This window comes from Sporosarcina sp. FSL W8-0480 (genome assembly GCF_037963765.1).
In the GTDB taxonomy this organism is placed as follows: Bacteria; Bacillota; Bacilli; order Bacillales_A; family Planococcaceae; genus Sporosarcina.
In genome coordinates, this window is sequence record NZ_CP150166.1 from 734,458 (window position 1) to 751,834 (window position 17,377).

The window sequence follows — 17,377 nt, forward strand, 5'->3', positions numbered from 1 at the left end:
TGAACCCCTATCAGGAGTAAGGATGGAGGGCAAGACGTATGAATATCGTATTAATGGGTCTGCCGGGTGCTGGTAAAGGCACACAAGCAGATAAAATTGTCGAAAAGTACGAAATCCCTCATATTTCTACAGGCGATATGTTCCGTGCTGCGATTTCGGAAGGCACGGAACTTGGAGTCAAAGCAAAATCGTTCATGGATCAAGGTGCACTTGTTCCCGATGAGGTTACAATTGGCATCGTGCGTGAACGTTTAAGCAAATCCGATTGTGATAACGGATTCCTACTTGATGGTTTTCCTCGTACGGTTCCTCAAGCAGAAGCACTTGATGCATTGCTTTTGGATATGGGTAGGAAAATTGAACATGTTCTTAACATTAAAGTGGAAAAAGATGAACTTATTGCAAGATTGACCGGTCGCAGAATTTGCAAAGTATGCGGCACATCCTACCATTTGCAGTTCAACCCGCCAAAGGTTGAAGGTGTCTGTGATAAGGATGGCGGGGAACTTTATCAGCGAGCGGATGACAATCCGGAAACTGTCACGAACCGTCTGGAAGTAAATATGAATCAAACAGCACCGCTCTTAGCGTTTTACGATGCAAAAGGCGTGTTGACGAACATAGATGGACAAAAAGACATCAATGATGTTTTCAAAGATCTGGACGCAATCTTACAAGAGAGTGCCCAGTGATCCTTTCCGGACGCAATTCATGCACGCCATATTGCGGGCAGGCTTCTCTTATTGCACGGAAAGAGCGTATAATTAACGAGCTGCAAAAGCATATGGTGCCCGGTATAGGAACTGGTGATAATCCACAAGTGGCACTGTTTCGAGACGTCAGAAATGCATATGACTACTTCAGTCGGTATAATGTATCTTATGTCCGAAACTGTGTAGCCAGTATGGAATATACCAACGGCAGGCCTGTCGTTCGTGTCTATTCCAATACGATTTTCCACAACAAAAGTCGGGGACTGACTTACGGGAAACGAAGTGTGACAGACGTCTTTCGAACATCACTCATGCAATCCGGACATATGTTGAAGGAAGCTTTGAAGGCGACTACTGCCGCTCGATGGTGAAAACCTTTATTGGATATAGAAGGGAGACAGGATTGATGGCGAAGGACGACGTAATTGAAGTTGAAGGTACTGTAGTCGAAACGTTGCCGAACGCAATGTTCAAGGTGGAGTTGGAAAATGGTCATACGATTCTTGCACATGTTTCTGGCAAGATTCGCATGCACTTTATCCGTATCCTGCCTGGTGACAAAGTGACGATGGAACTCTCACCTTATGATTTAACACGCGGTCGTATCACATACCGTTTCAAATAATAACTTTTGCAACTCCGGACTATTGAAGGAGGTTGGGTAAGATGAAAGTAAGACCATCTGTAAAACCGATCTGTGAAAAATGTAAAGTTATTCGCAGACGCGGCCGAGTAATGGTAATCTGTGAAAATCCAAAACATAAACAAAGACAAGGCTAATACAAAGGGAGGTGCACTAACTATATGGCACGTATTGCTGGTGTAGACGTACCGCGCGATAAGCGCGTAGTCATTTCATTGACATACATTTTTGGAATTGGTAAAACAACTGCACAAAAGGTCCTTGCTAACGCTGGTGTTTCTGAAGAAACTCGTGTTCGCGATCTTACTGAAGCAGAACTTGATAAAATCCGTGAGCAAATCGACGGCTTGAAAGTTGAAGGGGACCTTCGTCGTGAAACTTCCCTTAACATCAAACGTTTGATGGAAATCGGAAGCAACCGAGGCATCCGTCACCGCCGTGGTTTACCGGTTCGTGGTCAAAACACGAAAAATAACGCTCGTACACGTAAAGGTCCTAAACGGACTGTAGCGAACAAGAAGAAATAATAGGTAAAGGAGGTTTTCGTACATGGCACGTAAACAACAAACTCGTAAACGTCGTGTGAAAAAGAATATTGAAACTGGTATTGCACATATCCGTTCGACGTTCAACAATACAATCGTAACGATCACTGATAGTCATGGTAATGCACTTTCATGGTCAAGTGCTGGTGCACTAGGATTCAGAGGTTCTCGTAAATCAACTCCGTTCGCTGCACAAATGGCTGCTGAAACAGCTGCTAAAGCAGCTATGGAGCACGGCTTGAAATCTTTGGAAGTTACTGTTAAAGGACCAGGTGCTGGTCGTGAAGCTGCAATTCGTTCACTACAAGCTGCAGGTCTTGAAGTAACTGCAATCAGAGACGTAACTCCGGTTCCACATAACGGATGCCGCCCACCAAAACGCCGCCGTGTATAATGGTTTGTTCTCCAATTGATTGAAAAGCACAATTTTTGGTAAAAATGAGTTGTGTGATTGTTTATAATAATGTTTGATAATCGATTTCAATATGGAACGGCCTATATACTAGACGTTTTGAAGGAGGGTAAATGAATGATCGAGATTGAGAAGCCGAAGATTGAAACCGTTATGATCAGTGAAGATTCCAAGTTTGGTAAGTTTATTATCGAACCGTTGGAGCGTGGATATGGAAATACTTTAGGGAATTCCTTGCGCCGTATTCTTCTTTCCTCGTTGCCAGGAGCTGCCGTGACATCTATCCAGATCGATGGAGTACTTCATGAATTCTCAACAATTGAAGGTGTCGTCGAAGACGTTGCAACAATTATTTTGAATGTGAAGAAACTTGCTCTCAAAATCTATTCAGATGATGAGAAAGTGATTGAAATAGATGTGAAGGGTGAAGGTACAGTCACTGCTGCTGATATTACTCATGATAGTGATGTCGAAGTATTGAATCCGGAACTTCAAATAGCTACACTTGGTAAAAACGGTCATTTACGCATGCGTATGTATGCTGTCCGTGGAAGAGGATATGCACCTTCAGATCAGAACAAACGTGAGGATCTTGCGATTGGTGTTATTCCGATCGACTCTATTTACACTCCAGTTTCACGCGTCAATTTCCAAGTCGAGAATACTCGTGTAGGTCAAAGTACTAACTTTGATAAGTTGACGTTTGATATTTGGACAGATGGTAGCATCGGTCCGAAAGAAGCTGTTTCGCTCGGAGCAAAAATCCTGACGGAGCATTTGAACATCTTCGTTGGAATGACTGACGAGGCACAAACTGCTGAAATTATGGTAGAAAAAGAAGAAGATCAAAAAGAGAAAGTCCTTGAGATGACTATCGAAGAACTTGATCTATCTGTTAGATCTTATAACTGCCTAAAACGCGCAGGCATCAATACTGTACTCGAACTTGCAAACAAGTCCGAAGACGAAATGATGAAAGTGCGCAACCTTGGCCGTAAATCACTTGAAGAAGTGAAGGCGAAATTGGAAGAGCTGAACCTCGAGTTGCGCTCGGAAGATTAAACAACTAGATTGAAGGAGGGAAACTTCTATGGGTTACAGAAAACTTGGACGCACAAGTTCACAACGTAAAGCAATGCTTCGCGACTTAGCGACAGATCTTATCGTACATGAGCGCATCCAAACTACTGAAGCGCGTGCGAAAGAATTGCGTTCAGTTGTTGAAAAGATGATCACTCTTGGCAAACGCGGTGACTTGCACGCACGTCGTCAAGCTGCTGAATTCATTCGTCGTGAGTTAGTTACAACTTCAGATGAAGAAGGCAACGAGAAGGAAGTATATGCTATTCAAAAACTATTTGATAACGTTGCACCACGTTACGCGGATCGCCAAGGCGGTTATACACGTATCTTGAAAATGGGACCTCGTCGTGGAGACGGAGCACCGGTCGTTGTTATTGAATTAGTATAATCATACACAACAATTAAGGGTGTGTCTGGCATACGCACAGCCACACCCTTTTCATTTATACGACAAATATTAAAAGCTGAGTGTTACGATCGACGGTTTAGCCGATCGGTCTAGCTCTACGCATCTCATCCGCTGATCCGGATTGAGCACCCGGCATCAGAATAGATAAAAGCGCATTTCTTCGGATGAGGTGCGCGCTTTTTTTATTTATACGCAGGAATTGTTGTAGAATTCTTGTATTTTATACATAATTGAAAGTATCCGGAGGTGAATGGTGTGAAAGAAATTTTATCGTTGGATCATGTTTCCTATACATACGAGTCTGTTGAAGGTGAATCCCGTAAAGCGGTTAATGATGTAAGCTTCACCGTTTGGGAAGGGGAATGGATTGCAATTGTCGGTCATAATGGTTCGGGTAAATCGACGCTGGCCAAAATGATGATTGGCCTACTTTTTCCTGAAACCGGTAAACTTAATGTTTTTCTTGAAGAATTGAGCGAAGAAAACCTATGGGATGTACGTTCACGGATTGGCATGGTTTTTCAAAATCCGGATAACCAATTCGTAGGGTCAACTGTTCAGGACGACGTAGCATTCGCACTCGAAAATAACGGTGTACCGTTTGAACAGATGGTGCCAAGAGTCCATGAGTCGCTTGCTCAAGTGAACATGGCAGGATTTCTGGATCATGAACCCCATCACCTCTCGGGGGGACAAAAACAACGGGTAGCCATTGCAGGTGCGCTTGCAATGCGGCCAGAGCTATTGATATTAGACGAAGCGACATCTATGCTTGATCCACAAGGACGAGACGAAGTGATTAAAATCGTTGACGAATTGAAACGAGCAACCGGACTCACCGTCATTTCGATTACACATGATCTTGAAGAGGTTCTATTGGCAGACAAGGTCATCGTTATGAATGATGGGAAGATGTTGATGAGCGGAAAGCCTGAAGAGATTTTCTCCCATGACGAAGAACTTGAGGCGATCGGGCTTGACTTGCCTTTCGCATCAAGACTTTCAAGATTACTCCGTTCTGAAGGTATCGCACTACAAGGTGAACATACAACGGAAGAAGAGTTGGTGAATGAACTATGGACATTTCACTGCAACAAGTAGGATATTCATATGCAGAAGGGACACCATTTGAAAAACGGGCATTGCATGAAGTGAATGCCACTATTAAATCGGGCTCCTATACAGCGGTCATTGGTCATACTGGATCTGGTAAATCGACATTGCTTCTTCATTTAAATGGTCTTCTGAAACCTACCGAGGGAACAGTGTGCATCGGGGATGTCAACATAACCGCGGGCACAAAAGCTAAAGAGTTGAGAGAAATTCGCAAACGTGTCGGCATTGTCTTCCAATTTCCTGAACATCAATTGTTCGAGGAAACTGTGGAGAAGGATATTATGTTTGGACCTATGAATTTTGGAGTTCCTGCTGAAGAGGCAAGAAGACGTGCCCATGAGCTGATCAAATTACTTGGACTGCCCGAAGACGTTGCAGAAAAATCGCCTTTCGATTTATCTGGAGGACAGATGCGCCGGGTGGCAATTGCAGGAGTCCTTGCTTTTAAACCATCCATATTAATCTTGGACGAACCAACTGCAGGACTCGATCCACGTGGACGAAAAGAAATCATGGAATTATTCAATAAACTGCACGAAGAGGAGGGTCTAACGACCATTCTTGTTACGCATAGCATGGAAGATGCGGCTAAGTATGCAGATCATATACTTGTCATGCATGAAGGGCGTTCTGTGATGGCTGGCACACCCACAGAGGTGTTTAGTAATGCTGAACGGTTAAAGTCCTTCCGACTCGGCTTGCCGCGTTCTGTGGCGTTCCAGCGTGATTTTGAAAAGCTTACTGGTAAGCCGTTGGGCAAGTTGGCATTAACAGAGGAGCAACTTGCTTTCGAAATTGCAGCCGCCTTGAAGGATGGTGAACAATAATGTTGGAGAAAATGATTTTCGGGCGATTTGTGCCAGGGGACTCATTCATCCATAAATTGGATCCGCGGTCTAAACTCATTTTCGTATTCCTGTTCATCATTGCGGTCTTTTTAGCGAATAATACATTTACCTATGCACTCATTTTAGCGTTTACTTTGCTTGTTATTTTTATTTCAAAGATTAAGTTATACTTTTTATTAAATGGTCTAAAGCCAATCCTCTTCTTAATTATTTTTACATTTCTCATGCACTTTATCTTCACGAAGGAAGGTCCAGTGCTTGTAGATTTGAAGGTTTTGAAAATACATGAAGAAGGGCTGCGGCAAGGGATTTTCATTTCAATCCGTTTCCTTGTCCTTGTTCTGATGACGACCGTGTTAACATTGACCACCTCACCGATTTCTATCACGGACGGGATGGAAACATTATTGAATCCATTAAAGCGCATTAAATTGCCGGTTCATGAATTGGCATTGATGATGTCTATTTCATTGCGCTTCATCCCTACTTTAATGGATGAAACGGATAAAATATTGAAAGCACAGTTAGCGCGGGGATCTGATTTGACGAGTGGGACGGTAAAGGAAAGAATCCAAGCTGTTGTGCCGCTCCTTGTTCCTTTATTCGTGAGCGCATTCAAAAGGGCGGAAGATCTCGCCATCGCGATGGAAGTGCGTGGATATCGCGGCGGGGAAGGAAGGACGAGGTATCGCCAGTTGAATTGGCAAGGACGCGATACATTGGTTATTATTGTTTTTATCATTTTGGTAGCCGCTCTTGTTTGGTTGAGGGGAGGTAGCTGAATGAAACGGGTAAAAGCTACAGTTTCTTATGATGGCACGGATTTTGCAGGATACCAATTTCAGCCGAATATGCGGACCGTGCAATCTGTAATTGATAAAGCGCTTGTTAAGCTCCACAAAGACAAATCGATCTATTCCGTAGCAAGTGGACGGACGGACGCCGGTGTACATGCCTATGGACAGGTGATCCATTTTGATACGCCATTAAGTCTTACTCCAGATCGTTGGCGGATGGCGCTGAATGTTTTATTGCCAAAAGATGTCCGAGTCGTTGACGTTGAATTTGTGGACGAAGAATTCCATGCGCGTTATTCTGCAACAGGAAAGACATACATGTACAAATGGTCCCGAAGTGAGATACAAAGTCCTTTTGAAAGGAATTATGTTGTGCACCTTGGGAAGTGGCATCCGGATGTTGAACGGATGCGTGAAGCTGCCACGTATTTCATAGGGACGCATGATTTTACAAGCTTTTGCTCGTCAAAAACGGCAACTGCAAGTAAAGTGAGGACCGTGCGTGAATTAACAGTCGTTGAGATAGGTGAAGAACTGATCATGACGATTGAAGGCGACGGATTTCTATACAATATGGTACGAACGATTGCAGGCATGCTTTTCGCTGTAGGCATCGGTTGGAACGAGCCATCGGACATGAAAGAAATGATCGAGGCGAAGGATCGTAAAAAGGTAGGCAAAACAGCGCCGGCACACGGTTTGTACTTGATGAATGTGACGTATGATAGCTGAGCCAACTTTTCCTGGCGTTTTCTTATAAAACGCTTGACTTATGATCGTATTCGATATAAGATGATTAATGGTATTTCAATAACCCCACAATAAGCCCCGGAAAGTTTATTTGTGTTTAGGGATAGAGAAAACAACGGAACAGATTGATATATTTTAGGAGGAAACATACATGCGTACAACATTCATGGCTAAAGGTCACGAAGTAGAGCGTAAATGGCTCGTTGTCGACGCTGAAGGACAGACGCTTGGTCGTCTTGCTTCTGAAGTTGCAGCGATTTTGCGCGGCAAACATAAACCTACGTTCACACCACACGTTGACACTGGTGATCACGTGATCATCATCAACGCTGAGAAAATCCAATTGTCTGGGAATAAATTAAAAGATAAAATCTACTATCGCCACACAGGCTATACAGGTAATCTTAAACAACGTACTGCTCTTGAAATGCGTACAAACTACCCAACTAAAATGTTGGAACTTGCGATTAAAGGGATGCTTCCAAAAGGCCCTCTTGGTCGTCAAACATTCAAGAAACTTCATGTCTATGCTGGAGCGGAACATCCACATACGGCACAAAAACCAGAAGCATACGAGCTTCGTGGATAATTAAGAGGAGGAAACACCTTTGGCACAAGTACAATATATCGGCACTGGCCGTCGCAAAAGCTCAGTAGCTCGTGTACGTCTCGTTCCTGGCGAAGGCAAAATCGTCGTCAACAACCGTGACGTAGAAGACTACGTACCATTCGAAACACTTCGCGAAGTGATTAAACAACCACTTGTAGCAACACAAACACTTGGTAGCTATGACATCCATGTAAACGTCCACGGCGGCGGATACACAGGACAAGCAGGCGCTATCCGTCACGGCGTAGCTCGCGCTCTACTTAACGTAGACCCTGACTTCCGTGCACCATTGAAAGCAGCTGGTTTGCTAACACGTGACTCACGCATGAAAGAACGTAAAAAATACGGTCTTAAAGGCGCTCGTCGTGCACCTCAGTTCTCAAAACGTTAATCTATATACGTTTCAAGACCCTTTTCACTTATGTGGAAAGGGTCTTTTTTCTCTTCAACCTGTTTTGTTAACCCTTCCAACTTCTTTCCAAAAGTTTACCTCAACAATTATCCGCCGTTTGTTTGGTTCATTGAATCACTGTATTTACGATTTTATTGGAACTTTTTTTATGAAATTTTTGGATTTAATTAAAAAATTGTAAGCGAATTCATATGCATGAATACAAGGATAGTTCAGTGTATCCAGTTTTGTGGAAATATTTACGTTGCTGAAATTATGAAAAAACTCGTTGACAACAAATAAATTTTGCACATATAATTAACCCTAACATTTGTTAGGTGGTGATAGTCATCCGTGAGAATTTGATAAATGCAGCAATTAAACAATACGCAATACATGGGTATCATGGAGCGACGATGAGGAAAATTGCTGATGAAGTTGGGATAAAGCCACCTTCAATTTACTTTTTCTTCAAAAATAAGGAAGAGTTATTTGTAGCTGCATTTAAACAATTATTAGATAACCACTTTGAGAAAATGGAGCTGATATTAAAAGATAATTGGGACAGGCCTGTTGAGCAAATTTTCACAGCGATGATACAGGGAATTATTTCTCACCATAAGGGAGATATGGAAGGAACGAATGCATATATCTCACTCGTTACATCTCCAGTAGTGGAAATCTCTAAGTATTTGAATAACCATATGCTTCGTTATAACGAATGGCTTGTAAACATACTTGGATCCCTTCTGAAAAGCGAGTATCCAAATATATCATCATCGGATATGGATCGTATCGTAGAAAAATTTATACTAATTGGTAATGGCGTTTTTTGGGGAATTAAGTTATACGATGATGAAAATTTAGAGCGACAGGAAGTACTCGCAAATCAAATAATTCATGTACTATTCGAAGAACTGAATGAGAAATACATTCGGTAATAAAGCGTAATGAGGAATACAGTAAGCACTTATATTTACAAGTGTCAGAATAAAGAAACTCTTTGAGGCGAAATTTATCGGCATACAATAATCATCTTAGGAGGTAAGAAAATGGAAAGCACAACAAAAGTGAAAGCAACTATTGGAGATGATTATTCATTAACAAGGGTGCCGATGACAGCACGACAATCTCTATGGAGTATTACCATTATACGAGTTGGTGCATTAGCAACCATTAGCCAGTTTATGTTGGGCGCAACCTTGGGGTATGGCATGACATTTTGGCAAGCATTCTGGGCAACGGTGTTAGGTAGTATCATCCTCCAAATCATTAGTTTTCTTTTAGGCTATGCTGGTGCACGTGAAGGACTTTCAACAAGTCTTTTGGCAAGGTATACAGGTTTTGGGCGATATGGATCCAGTATTATTGGAGCTGTCATAGCGATTGCTTGTATTGGCTGGTTTGGCGTTCAAAATTCAGTTTTTGCAGAAGGGATTGTACAGGCAACTGGGGGTAAATTATCGCTTCCTTTAGCTGCAACAATTACAGGTTTAGGTGTTACGGTACTGGTTATCTTTGGATTTAAGTTATTGAGTCTTACCGCAACAATTACAGTCCCTGCATTCCTATTAGCAGTAGGATTTGGTATCTATCACGTATTGAGTGACTACTCGTTTTCTGATTTGTTAACTGCAGCCCCGGCTGGTGATGTGCTAACAATGGGAGCTGCTGCAACGATGATTGCAGGAGGATTTATTATTGGTGCTGTCATTACACCAGACTTTAGTCGTTTTGCTAAAAGTAGTAAAGACGTTTTTTGGATGGCGACGATAGGTATTCTCGTAGGCGAACTTGGTATTAATATGATTGCAGTATTACTTGCACTCGCTGCTAGAACAAACGACATTGTTAATATTATGGTACAAACTGCTGGTTGGTTTGGAGCATTTGTAGTTGTATTATCGACGGTGAAAATAAATAATTTAAATCTTTATTCTTCCTCATTAGGATTTACAAATATTTTTGACTCTCTATTCAACTTAAAACTTAATCGAGGAAAAGTAACTCTTGTTATAGGGTTAATTGGTACTGTGTTATCGATTATTGGGATTATAGACTACTTTGTAAGTTTCCTTATTTTCTTAGGTGTCCTTGTTCCACCAATTGCAGGAATTATGGTAGTTGAGTATTTCATATTGAAAACGAACCGAAAAGAATTAGATGAAACACGTGAAAAAGGCGAATTGCCAGCGGTTGGTAAGATAAACCCGATTACGATTATTGCCTGGATAGCTGGTTTTGCAGCTGGTTATACAATAACCATAGGTATTCCATCCATCAATTCACTTTTAGTTAGTGGAGTTGTTTATTATATTGGCGCTTTAATAATAAAGTATTCTTCTAATATCAGAAATAACGAAGGCAAAACTGTATAGGTCATACAATTAATGGAGGTTTGACGAAATGAGGATAATTGGAAAACAGGAGATTGAAGATATCGCAGTTGGTGCAGCTCTACTTGGAACGGGTGGAGGGGGCGACCCATATATTGGAAAGCTTATGGCGTTACAAGCAATTGAAGAGTTCGGTCCGGTAACGGTATTAGATCCGGATGAAGTTCCTGATGATGCTTTAGTTGTACCTTCCTCCATGATGGGAGCACCTACTGTATTGCTTGAGAAAATTCCCAGTGGTGAAGAGGCGATAGAGGCCTTTCTAAAACTGGAAGAATATTTAGGGGAGAAGGTTTATGCGACATTTCCAATTGAAGCTGGTGGGCTAAACTCCATGCTTCCTTTCGCACTTGCTGCAAGATTAGGATTGCCCGTTGTAGATGCAGATGGGATGGGCAGGGCTTTTCCAGAATTGCAGATGGTCACTTTTTATTTAGATGGTATATCAGCGACACCAGCTGTCATTGCTGATGAAAAAGGAAATACAGCGTTGTTATCAACCATAGATAATGTTTGGACAGAAAGAATTGCTCGTGCTGCTACAATTCAAATGGGTGGATCCGTTATGAATGCCATGTATTCCATGAGGGGGAAAAATTTAAAAGAAAGTGGTATCCCTCACATTTTAAGGCTGGAAGAAGAGATTGGAAAAGCTATTCGCCTTGCGAAAGTGAATAATGTAAATGCTATTCATGAAGTACTAAAAACAGTCGGTGGATTTGAACTGTTTCAAGGGAAAGTAACCGATATTAATCGTAAAACGGAAAAAGGATTTGCAAAAGGAGTAGCTACATTTGAAGGCATAAATGAATATAAGGATGAAACTCTAGAGCTACGTTTCCAAAATGAACATTTACTTGCACAAACAGACAAACAGCTACTTTGCGTGACACCGGATTTAATTGCTGTATTAGATTCAGAGACAGGCATTCCAATTACAACAGAAGGAATCCGTTATGGTTCAAGATGTGTTGTTATCGGAATTCCGTCCCATCCGAAATGGCGTACAGAAAAAGGTCTTGAAACGGTTGGTCCAAGATACTTTGGCTATGATGTCGATTATATTCCAGTTGAAGAACTTGCAAATAAAGGAGGGGCGAAATAATGGGGACGTATCGGATCGGAATTGATGTAGGTGGAACTCACACAGACGCTGTTATATTAGATGAAAATAATCAGGTGATTTCAGAAACGAAATCATCTACAACTGTCGATGTCGCAACAGGCATTTATAATGCAATGCATAAAGTAATTGCAAGTGCAGATGTTCCAAGGGAAGAGATTCACTATGCCATGCTTGGAACTACACACTGTACGAATGCCATTGTTGAGAGAAAAGGTTTGAATGAAATTGCGGTTATCCGCATAGGCGCTCCTGCTACTTTAGCAGTAAAACCACTGACTGGTGTGCAAGATGAGCTTCGTGAAGCACTCGGAAATTATGTATACCTTGTACGTGGTGGGCATGAATTTGATGGGCGTGAAATTGTTTCTTTAGATGAAGAACATTTGTATCAAATTGCAAATGAAATAAAAGGAAAAGTGGACTCCGTTGCGATTACATCAGTCTTTTCACCAGTTTCGAGAGAACATGAAGAACGGGCAAGAAAGATCTGTACGGAAATCTTAGGTGACGAAATTTCAATTTCGTTATCTTCGGAAATCGGTTCTGTCGGGCTATTGGAAAGAGAAAATGCCACCATCTTGAATGCTTCTGTAATAAAAGTAGCGAAAACAGCCGCAGATGGATTTGTTCAAGCACTAAAAAATGAAGGAATCCATGCGAAGGTATTCTTCGGTCAAAATGACGGTACATTAATGTCTGTAGAATATGCAATGAAGTATCCGATTTTCACCATTGCTTGTGGTCCAACGAATTCTTTGCGAGGTGCATCCTATTTAAGTGATTTAACAGATGCAATTGTTGTCGACGTCGGAGGGACAACTTCAGATGTAGGAATTTTAGTGAATTCCTTCCCGCGAGAGTCTTCTTTAGCTGTTGAGATTGGTGGGGCGCGTACAAATTTCCGTATGCCTGATTTAGTTTCAATTGGTTTAGGTGGCGGGACAATTGTCCGGATCGAAGAAAATGGAGAATTTACAATTGGGCCAGATAGCGTAGGCTATCGCTTACCTGAAGAGGCGATGATTTTTGGTGGAGATACTTTAACGACAACAGATGTAGCAGTTGCATTAGGAAAAGTCGAACTTGGTGACCAATCTAATGTAGCGCATTTGGATAAGGAATTACTTCAAAGAGTGTATAACAAAATGGTGGAAATGGTTGAAGAAGCAATTGATAAGGTGAAGGTAAGTGCAAACCCTATGCCTGTTATTTTAGTTGGTGGGGGAAGTGTTCTATTTCCAACAGAATTAAAAGGTGCTTCCGGGGTGTTTCGTCCTGAGAATTCTGGTGTTGCAAATGCTATTGGATCTGCAATTTCTCAAGTTAGCGGTCAGATTGAAAAAATCTATTTAATAGATGAAATTGGTAGGGAAAATGCTTTGCAAGCAGCCAAGCAAGAAGCAATGGATGAAGCAATAAATGCAGGTGCGAATAAAGAAAGCCTTATTATTGTCGATATCGAAGACGTACCACTTGCATACCTTCCAGGAAACGCAACAAGGGTACGTGTCAAAGCGGCTGGCGAATTAGTTTAATCAGGTCATCGTACCTTGAATGTTTAAGTAAAATAGACGTTGACTAAATCAAAGTCTACAATCTGAAGCACCAGCATCTTGCTGGTGCTTTTTTAATATTGTATTACGTGCAATCATCGGAGGAACGCTCGCAAATCTGTTAAGTGAGGCGATTGTGGGCATGTTGATCTAACCTTGAATCAAAGTACTGGACTGTATGCAATCATCTATATAAGATTGAGGAAGAAAATTCAAGGAGGATTTGCGATGAAGGAAATCACAACATCTGATTTACAGCAACAATTAAATACTGGAGCGGTTCCTCACATGATTGACGTACGGGAAGACGATGAAGTAGCACAAGGAATGATTCCGGGAGCTATTCATATCCCGCTTGGTGAGTTGCCGGGACGGTTAGATGAAATAGATAAATCGAAATCGTATATTATGATTTGCCGATCAGGTGGACGTAGTGGCCGGGCATGTGAGTTTTTAGAAGACCAAGGATATGATGTTACAAATATGGTTGGCGGCATGTTAGAGTGGCAAGGGGAAGTTAAGTAAGAGTGAAACAGGGGGGCCGTGTCGGCTTCCTTTTTTTATTGCTTCAGGTTATCGAAAAAATACAAGCATTCATATCCTATCCTATTTCTGCGTATAGTGTGGAAAAAGGCGGTGTGGAATTTGAAGCGTTGGCTGATCATCGGATTATTATTTGCAACCTCTCTGTTAGTAGTCATTTATGGAGTGAAGGCTTCGGATCGTGGGTTTTTCATGCCCGAGCAGTTAGGCGGGGTTAAGATTGTCATTGACCCTGGGCATGGCGGGTTGGATGGAGGAGCTTCTATCGGGGATGTAGTTGAAAGGGACATTACCTTGAAAATTGCACATGAACTGAAAAAGAAGCTTGAAAAAAAGGGTGCAGTAATCGTGATGACGCGTGAAAAGGAAGGCGATGCAATAGCGGAGCATGCACCAGGTGAAAAGTTTGGAACGATCCGTCAACGAAAGCTTGCAGATTTAAAGTTGCGGGAGAGTATTGCCATTGAGGAGGATCCGGATATGTTCCTCAGTGTACATGTCAACGCAATTCCTCAAGAAAGATGGAGAGGCTCACAAGTGTTTTACCATGCTGAGGGCCACCCTGGCGGAGAATTATTGGCGAAGTCAATTCAAGGCGCATTCCGGGATACGCTAAAAAATACCGATCGTGAAGCACTGGCCATAAAAGGTGTTTATTTGCTGAAAAAAGTTCCGATGCCTTCTGTTCTAATCGAAACTGGATTTATCTCGAATCCTGAAGAGCGAGCGCTTTTAACTGATCCAGCTTACCAGTCAAAAGTGGCAGATGCTATCGTTGAGGGAATCATCCAATTTTACCTTTCCGAAGAAAATTGAGGGCTAATATTGTCTTTGTGTCAGAGTCACTATGGTATACTTAGAGGAGATTGAATAAAACTCTAAGGAGTGGCCAAATTGATAAATGAACAAATTGTCCGTGACGTTGTAGGCGAGTTAAAGGATCCGTTTTTACATAGAACACTTGCGGAAACCGATGGGATTGTCAGCGTATCGGTTAAACCGGAGAAGAAGCATGTCAGTGTAAAATTGGCCATCGCCAAAGTCAACACGGCGGAGCAAATGAATCTACAAATGAAAGTGGTTGAAGTCATCAAAGCTGCAGGCGCTGATTCGGTTGGTATCCGATTTGAACAGCTGTCACCAGCAGCACTTGAAAAATTCCGTGGAACAGCAGATGAATCTGAAGCACAGGACTTACTTTCACCATTAAACAATATTGAATTCATATCGATTGCATCAGGGAAGGGCGGGGTTGGTAAATCCACCGTTTCCGTCAATTTAGCAGTATCACTTGCCCGTCTTGGTAAAAGGGTTGGTTTGATTGACGCAGATATATACGGCTTTAGTGTACCGGATATGATGGGAATAACGGAGTTGCCTGTCGTAAAAGATAATAGAATTATTCCTGTTGAGCGTTTCGGGGTAAAAGTAATATCGATGGGATTCTTTGTGGAAGACAATGCACCTGTTGTTTGGCGCGGCCCAATGTTAGGAAAAGTGCTTGATCAATTTTTCCGTGATGTAGATTGGGGTCCACTTGATTATTTGATTTTAGACTTGCCACCTGGCACGGGGGATGTGGCACTTGATATCCACCAAATGATTCCATCATCAAAAGAAATTGTCGTTACGACTCCACATCCAACAGCTGCTTTCGTAGCCGCTCGGGCTGGGGCAATGGCACTTCAAACGGATCATTCAATCTTGGGCGTCATCGAAAATATGGCCTGGTTCGAGTCGAAAGTAACGAATGAGAAGGAATACGTTTTCGGTCAAGGTGGGGGAACTCGCCTATCAGAAGAATTGCGTACTGAACTATTAGGGCAAATCCCTCTTGGTCAACCAGACTGGAGCGAAACGGATTTCGCACCTTCTGTCTATGCGCACGATCATCCAATTGGAAAAACCTATGAAAAAATTGCTCAAGCGATTATAGATAAAACACAAAGATAAAAGCGGAGATGGAGGTCATTTGCCTCCGCCTCCGCTTTCATTTCCACCGCCACCGCCACCGCCACCTCCGCCTTCTTGCCCTCCGCCAGATCCTCCACCTGATTTCTCGGTAGGTGCCACTTCACCGGCTTTCAGTATTAACTCCTGCCATTTTGCTTTTAATAAAGGACTGTTAATCGTCTCTTCAATCGATTTTTCCATTTGTTTCTTCATACCGGCCGATTGCAAGATTGTCTCAAGTTGCTTTTGCATATCCGGTTGTCCAAAAAACTCTACCATCTCACTTTGAAAAGATGAGTCGTTTATCAACTTCTTCATAATATCTTGTTGTTGATTTTTCATGCTTTTTGCAAGTGCCTCCGAAAACTTAGGATCTTCAAATGCATGCTTCCAAAATTCCTGGCCCTTTTCTGACAATAATGTGTCCTCAATCGACTTCTTCACTTCCGGTTGCTCCAACACGATTAGCTCACGAAATTCTGTCTCGCCAAGCATTTTCCGAATCGCTTTTTTCCCATCCTCTGTCTGCAATGCATCCGTCATCATTTTCTTCATCTCGTCGTAATTCGGACTTTGTTGCTGCATGCTACATCCCGATAATATTATGGCAACTATTAGCAAATGAACCCATTTTTTCTTCATGGAATCAGTTTCCCTTCCGATTGCTTTTTCATTTATTGTTCACAAAATAGGGGAGAATATGCATCTAATGCTCAACTAAATAGATTTTTCAACAAAACGTTGTTACACTATAAAAAGCAATTGAAAATGGGGGAACTATACCGTGACCATACGAAATTGGATAAAATTCTTTTTTAATGCATTAATAATCGGAGGAATTGTCACGGCTATCATCGGGTTGATAGTTCGTTGGGAGTTTTTCTCGCAATATTTGTCTGACGGGGAGTACTTGGAGTTCTTAGGAGCTTTCGTTTGGATGATTTTCCTTGGGTTTACAATGAGTGTCGTTGCTCAAATGGGCTTCTTTGCCTACTTGACGGTGCATCAATTTGGCGTCAATTTGTTTAAATCATTGACGTTATGGAATTGGGTGCAGCTATTGATCATTGTAGTCGTCCTATTTGACCTTGTATTTTTCAGATTCCAGCTGACAGCAGGGAATACAGGGCGTACTCTTTTGTATATTACATTGTTGGTTTCATTGCTTGCAGTTTCCATTGTAACTGCATACTTTAAAGCAAAATGGACGAAAAAGCACACACTTATTTCAGCATTATTTTTCATGATTGTTATTACGACCCTTGAATGGCTCCCTGCGTTGATGGTGCGTTCAGGAAATATCGATTCGTGGGTGACAATTTTATTATTCCCACTTCTTGCAGTAAATGCATATCAGCTACTAATGTTGCCTAAATACAATCGTCAGTCTGATGAAGATAAAGCAAGACTTGACGCTCGAAAGAAAGCAAGAAAAGCAAATGTAAAAACCGCTAAAGCAAAATGAGAAAAAGCACAGTTCATCCCTACT

At 41.9% G+C, this 17,377-nt stretch carries 23 protein-coding genes; 22 read left to right on the forward strand and 1 reads right to left on the reverse strand.

All coding sequences use genetic code 11. The features are described 5' to 3' along the window. Positions 1-38 precede the first annotated feature (38 nt). The 21 genes from NSQ43_RS03805 to NSQ43_RS03905 all read left to right on the forward strand — a co-directional run bounded on the left by NSQ43_RS03805 (position 39) and on the right by NSQ43_RS03905 (position 15,888). Positions 39-692, forward strand: coding sequence for an adenylate kinase (locus tag NSQ43_RS03805; protein ID WP_339253148.1), 654 nt, complete (start codon positions 39-41; stop codon positions 690-692). Beyond that, on the forward strand, positions 689-1,084 hold the full coding sequence (locus NSQ43_RS03810; RefSeq protein WP_339253150.1) for a hypothetical protein: 396 nt from the start codon (positions 689-691) through the stop codon (positions 1,082-1,084). Before NSQ43_RS03805 ends, NSQ43_RS03810 begins: the two co-directional genes overlap by 4 nt. A gap of 35 nt (positions 1,085-1,119) precedes the next feature. Next, positions 1,120-1,338: a translation initiation factor IF-1 gene (infA, locus tag NSQ43_RS03815; protein WP_060203457.1), complete on the forward strand. Its 219-nt coding sequence runs from the start codon at positions 1,120-1,122 to the stop codon at positions 1,336-1,338. 41 nt (positions 1,339-1,379) lie between these two features. Then, positions 1,380-1,493 carry a 50S ribosomal protein L36 gene (rpmJ, locus tag NSQ43_RS03820; protein WP_076758849.1) on the forward strand — a complete coding sequence of 38 codons (114 nt, stop codon included), beginning with the start codon at positions 1,380-1,382 and terminating at the stop codon, positions 1,491-1,493. A 24-nt stretch (positions 1,494-1,517) separates the two neighbouring features. Beyond that, positions 1,518-1,883 (forward strand): 30S ribosomal protein S13, encoded by a 366-nt coding sequence (gene rpsM / locus NSQ43_RS03825; RefSeq protein ID WP_339253156.1) that lies wholly within the window; start codon positions 1,518-1,520, stop codon positions 1,881-1,883. Positions 1,884-1,905: 22 nt separating this feature from the next. Beyond that, positions 1,906-2,295, forward strand: a complete 390-nt coding sequence (gene rpsK / locus NSQ43_RS03830) for a 30S ribosomal protein S11 (protein ID WP_239430248.1) — start codon at positions 1,906-1,908, stop codon at positions 2,293-2,295. 135 nt (positions 2,296-2,430) lie between these two features. Then, a complete protein-coding gene (locus NSQ43_RS03835) occupies positions 2,431-3,375 on the forward strand; it encodes a DNA-directed RNA polymerase subunit alpha (protein WP_339253158.1) in 945 nt (314 codons plus the stop codon). 28 nt (positions 3,376-3,403) lie between these two features. Next, the gene (rplQ, locus tag NSQ43_RS03840; RefSeq protein WP_339253160.1) at positions 3,404-3,784 is read left to right on the forward strand and encodes a 50S ribosomal protein L17; all 381 of its coding nucleotides are present in this window, start codon (positions 3,404-3,406) and stop codon (positions 3,782-3,784) included. A 276-nt stretch (positions 3,785-4,060) separates the two neighbouring features. After that, positions 4,061-4,906, forward strand: coding sequence for an energy-coupling factor ABC transporter ATP-binding protein (locus NSQ43_RS03845; protein ID WP_339253161.1), 846 nt, complete (start codon positions 4,061-4,063; stop codon positions 4,904-4,906). After that, a complete protein-coding gene (locus NSQ43_RS03850) occupies positions 4,882-5,748 on the forward strand; it encodes an energy-coupling factor ABC transporter ATP-binding protein (RefSeq protein ID WP_339253163.1) in 867 nt (288 codons plus the stop codon). Before NSQ43_RS03845 ends, NSQ43_RS03850 begins: the two co-directional genes overlap by 25 nt. Next, complete coding sequence (locus NSQ43_RS03855) at positions 5,748-6,551, forward strand: energy-coupling factor transporter transmembrane protein EcfT (RefSeq protein ID WP_339253165.1); 804 nt, start codon at positions 5,748-5,750, stop codon at positions 6,549-6,551. The genes NSQ43_RS03850 and NSQ43_RS03855 overlap by 1 nt, the downstream gene beginning before the upstream one ends. Beyond that, positions 6,552-7,298, forward strand: a complete 747-nt coding sequence (gene truA / locus NSQ43_RS03860) for a tRNA pseudouridine(38-40) synthase TruA (RefSeq protein WP_339253166.1) — start codon at positions 6,552-6,554, stop codon at positions 7,296-7,298. A gap of 169 nt (positions 7,299-7,467) precedes the next feature. Continuing rightward, positions 7,468-7,905 carry a 50S ribosomal protein L13 gene (gene rplM / locus NSQ43_RS03865; RefSeq protein ID WP_339253168.1) on the forward strand — a complete coding sequence of 146 codons (438 nt, stop codon included), beginning with the start codon at positions 7,468-7,470 and terminating at the stop codon, positions 7,903-7,905. Between the two features lie 19 nt (positions 7,906-7,924). Further along, positions 7,925-8,317, forward strand: coding sequence for a 30S ribosomal protein S9 (gene rpsI / locus NSQ43_RS03870; protein ID WP_301242043.1), 393 nt, complete (start codon positions 7,925-7,927; stop codon positions 8,315-8,317). 341 nt (positions 8,318-8,658) lie between these two features. Then, on the forward strand, positions 8,659-9,258 hold the full coding sequence (locus NSQ43_RS03875) for a TetR/AcrR family transcriptional regulator (RefSeq protein WP_339253172.1): 600 nt from the start codon (positions 8,659-8,661) through the stop codon (positions 9,256-9,258). Positions 9,259-9,369: 111 nt separating this feature from the next. After that, entirely contained in the window at positions 9,370-10,695 is a 1,326-nt protein-coding gene (locus tag NSQ43_RS03880; RefSeq protein ID WP_339253174.1) for a cytosine permease, read from the forward strand. Between the two features lie 28 nt (positions 10,696-10,723). Next, positions 10,724-11,818, forward strand: a complete 1,095-nt coding sequence (locus tag NSQ43_RS03885) for a DUF917 domain-containing protein (protein ID WP_339253176.1) — start codon at positions 10,724-10,726, stop codon at positions 11,816-11,818. Next, positions 11,818-13,374: a hydantoinase/oxoprolinase family protein gene (locus NSQ43_RS03890; protein ID WP_339253178.1), complete on the forward strand. Its 1,557-nt coding sequence runs from the start codon at positions 11,818-11,820 to the stop codon at positions 13,372-13,374. Before NSQ43_RS03885 ends, NSQ43_RS03890 begins: the two co-directional genes overlap by 1 nt. A 246-nt stretch (positions 13,375-13,620) precedes the next feature. Further along, the gene (locus tag NSQ43_RS03895) at positions 13,621-13,917 is read left to right on the forward strand and encodes a rhodanese-like domain-containing protein (protein ID WP_339253179.1); all 297 of its coding nucleotides are present in this window, start codon (positions 13,621-13,623) and stop codon (positions 13,915-13,917) included. Positions 13,918-14,037: 120 nt separating this feature from the next. Beyond that, positions 14,038-14,751 carry an N-acetylmuramoyl-L-alanine amidase gene (locus NSQ43_RS03900; RefSeq protein WP_339253182.1) on the forward strand — a complete coding sequence of 238 codons (714 nt, stop codon included), beginning with the start codon at positions 14,038-14,040 and terminating at the stop codon, positions 14,749-14,751. Between the two features lie 78 nt (positions 14,752-14,829). Then, complete coding sequence (locus tag NSQ43_RS03905) at positions 14,830-15,888, forward strand: Mrp/NBP35 family ATP-binding protein (RefSeq protein WP_339253184.1); 1,059 nt, start codon at positions 14,830-14,832, stop codon at positions 15,886-15,888. Positions 15,889-15,903: 15 nt separating this feature from the next. Here NSQ43_RS03905 and gerD read toward each other — a convergent pair whose 3' ends face one another. After that, positions 15,904-16,530, reverse strand: a complete 627-nt coding sequence (gene gerD, locus NSQ43_RS03910; protein WP_339253187.1) for a spore germination lipoprotein GerD — start codon at positions 16,528-16,530, stop codon at positions 15,904-15,906. Between the two features lie 142 nt (positions 16,531-16,672). On the opposite strand from gerD, the gene NSQ43_RS03915 reads away from it, so the two are divergent. Further along, positions 16,673-17,353, forward strand: a complete 681-nt coding sequence (locus NSQ43_RS03915) for a KinB-signaling pathway activation protein (RefSeq protein ID WP_339253189.1) — start codon at positions 16,673-16,675, stop codon at positions 17,351-17,353. Positions 17,354-17,377: the final 24 nt, after the last annotated feature.

Coding starts and splice junctions, on each gene's coding strand:
- NSQ43_RS03805 (WP_339253148.1), top strand. CDS start 39: ATGAATATCGTATTAATGGGTCTGCCGGGTGCTGGTAAAGGCACACAA.
- infA (WP_060203457.1), top strand. CDS start 1,120: ATGGCGAAGGACGACGTAATTGAAGTTGAAGGTACTGTAGTCGAAACG.
- rpmJ (WP_076758849.1), top strand. CDS start 1,380: ATGAAAGTAAGACCATCTGTAAAACCGATCTGTGAAAAATGTAAAGTT.
- rpsM (WP_339253156.1), top strand. CDS start 1,518: ATGGCACGTATTGCTGGTGTAGACGTACCGCGCGATAAGCGCGTAGTC.
- rpsK (WP_239430248.1), top strand. CDS start 1,906: ATGGCACGTAAACAACAAACTCGTAAACGTCGTGTGAAAAAGAATATT.
- NSQ43_RS03835 (WP_339253158.1), top strand. CDS start 2,431: ATGATCGAGATTGAGAAGCCGAAGATTGAAACCGTTATGATCAGTGAA.
- rplQ (WP_339253160.1), top strand. CDS start 3,404: ATGGGTTACAGAAAACTTGGACGCACAAGTTCACAACGTAAAGCAATG.
- NSQ43_RS03850 (WP_339253163.1), top strand. CDS start 4,882: ATGGACATTTCACTGCAACAAGTAGGATATTCATATGCAGAAGGGACA.
- NSQ43_RS03855 (WP_339253165.1), top strand. CDS start 5,748: ATGTTGGAGAAAATGATTTTCGGGCGATTTGTGCCAGGGGACTCATTC.
- truA (WP_339253166.1), top strand. CDS start 6,552: ATGAAACGGGTAAAAGCTACAGTTTCTTATGATGGCACGGATTTTGCA.
- rplM (WP_339253168.1), top strand. CDS start 7,468: ATGCGTACAACATTCATGGCTAAAGGTCACGAAGTAGAGCGTAAATGG.
- NSQ43_RS03880 (WP_339253174.1), top strand. CDS start 9,370: ATGGAAAGCACAACAAAAGTGAAAGCAACTATTGGAGATGATTATTCA.
- NSQ43_RS03885 (WP_339253176.1), top strand. CDS start 10,724: ATGAGGATAATTGGAAAACAGGAGATTGAAGATATCGCAGTTGGTGCA.
- NSQ43_RS03890 (WP_339253178.1), top strand. CDS start 11,818: ATGGGGACGTATCGGATCGGAATTGATGTAGGTGGAACTCACACAGAC.
- NSQ43_RS03895 (WP_339253179.1), top strand. CDS start 13,621: ATGAAGGAAATCACAACATCTGATTTACAGCAACAATTAAATACTGGA.
- gerD (WP_339253187.1), bottom strand. CDS start 16,530: ATGAAGAAAAAATGGGTTCATTTGCTAATAGTTGCCATAATATTATCG.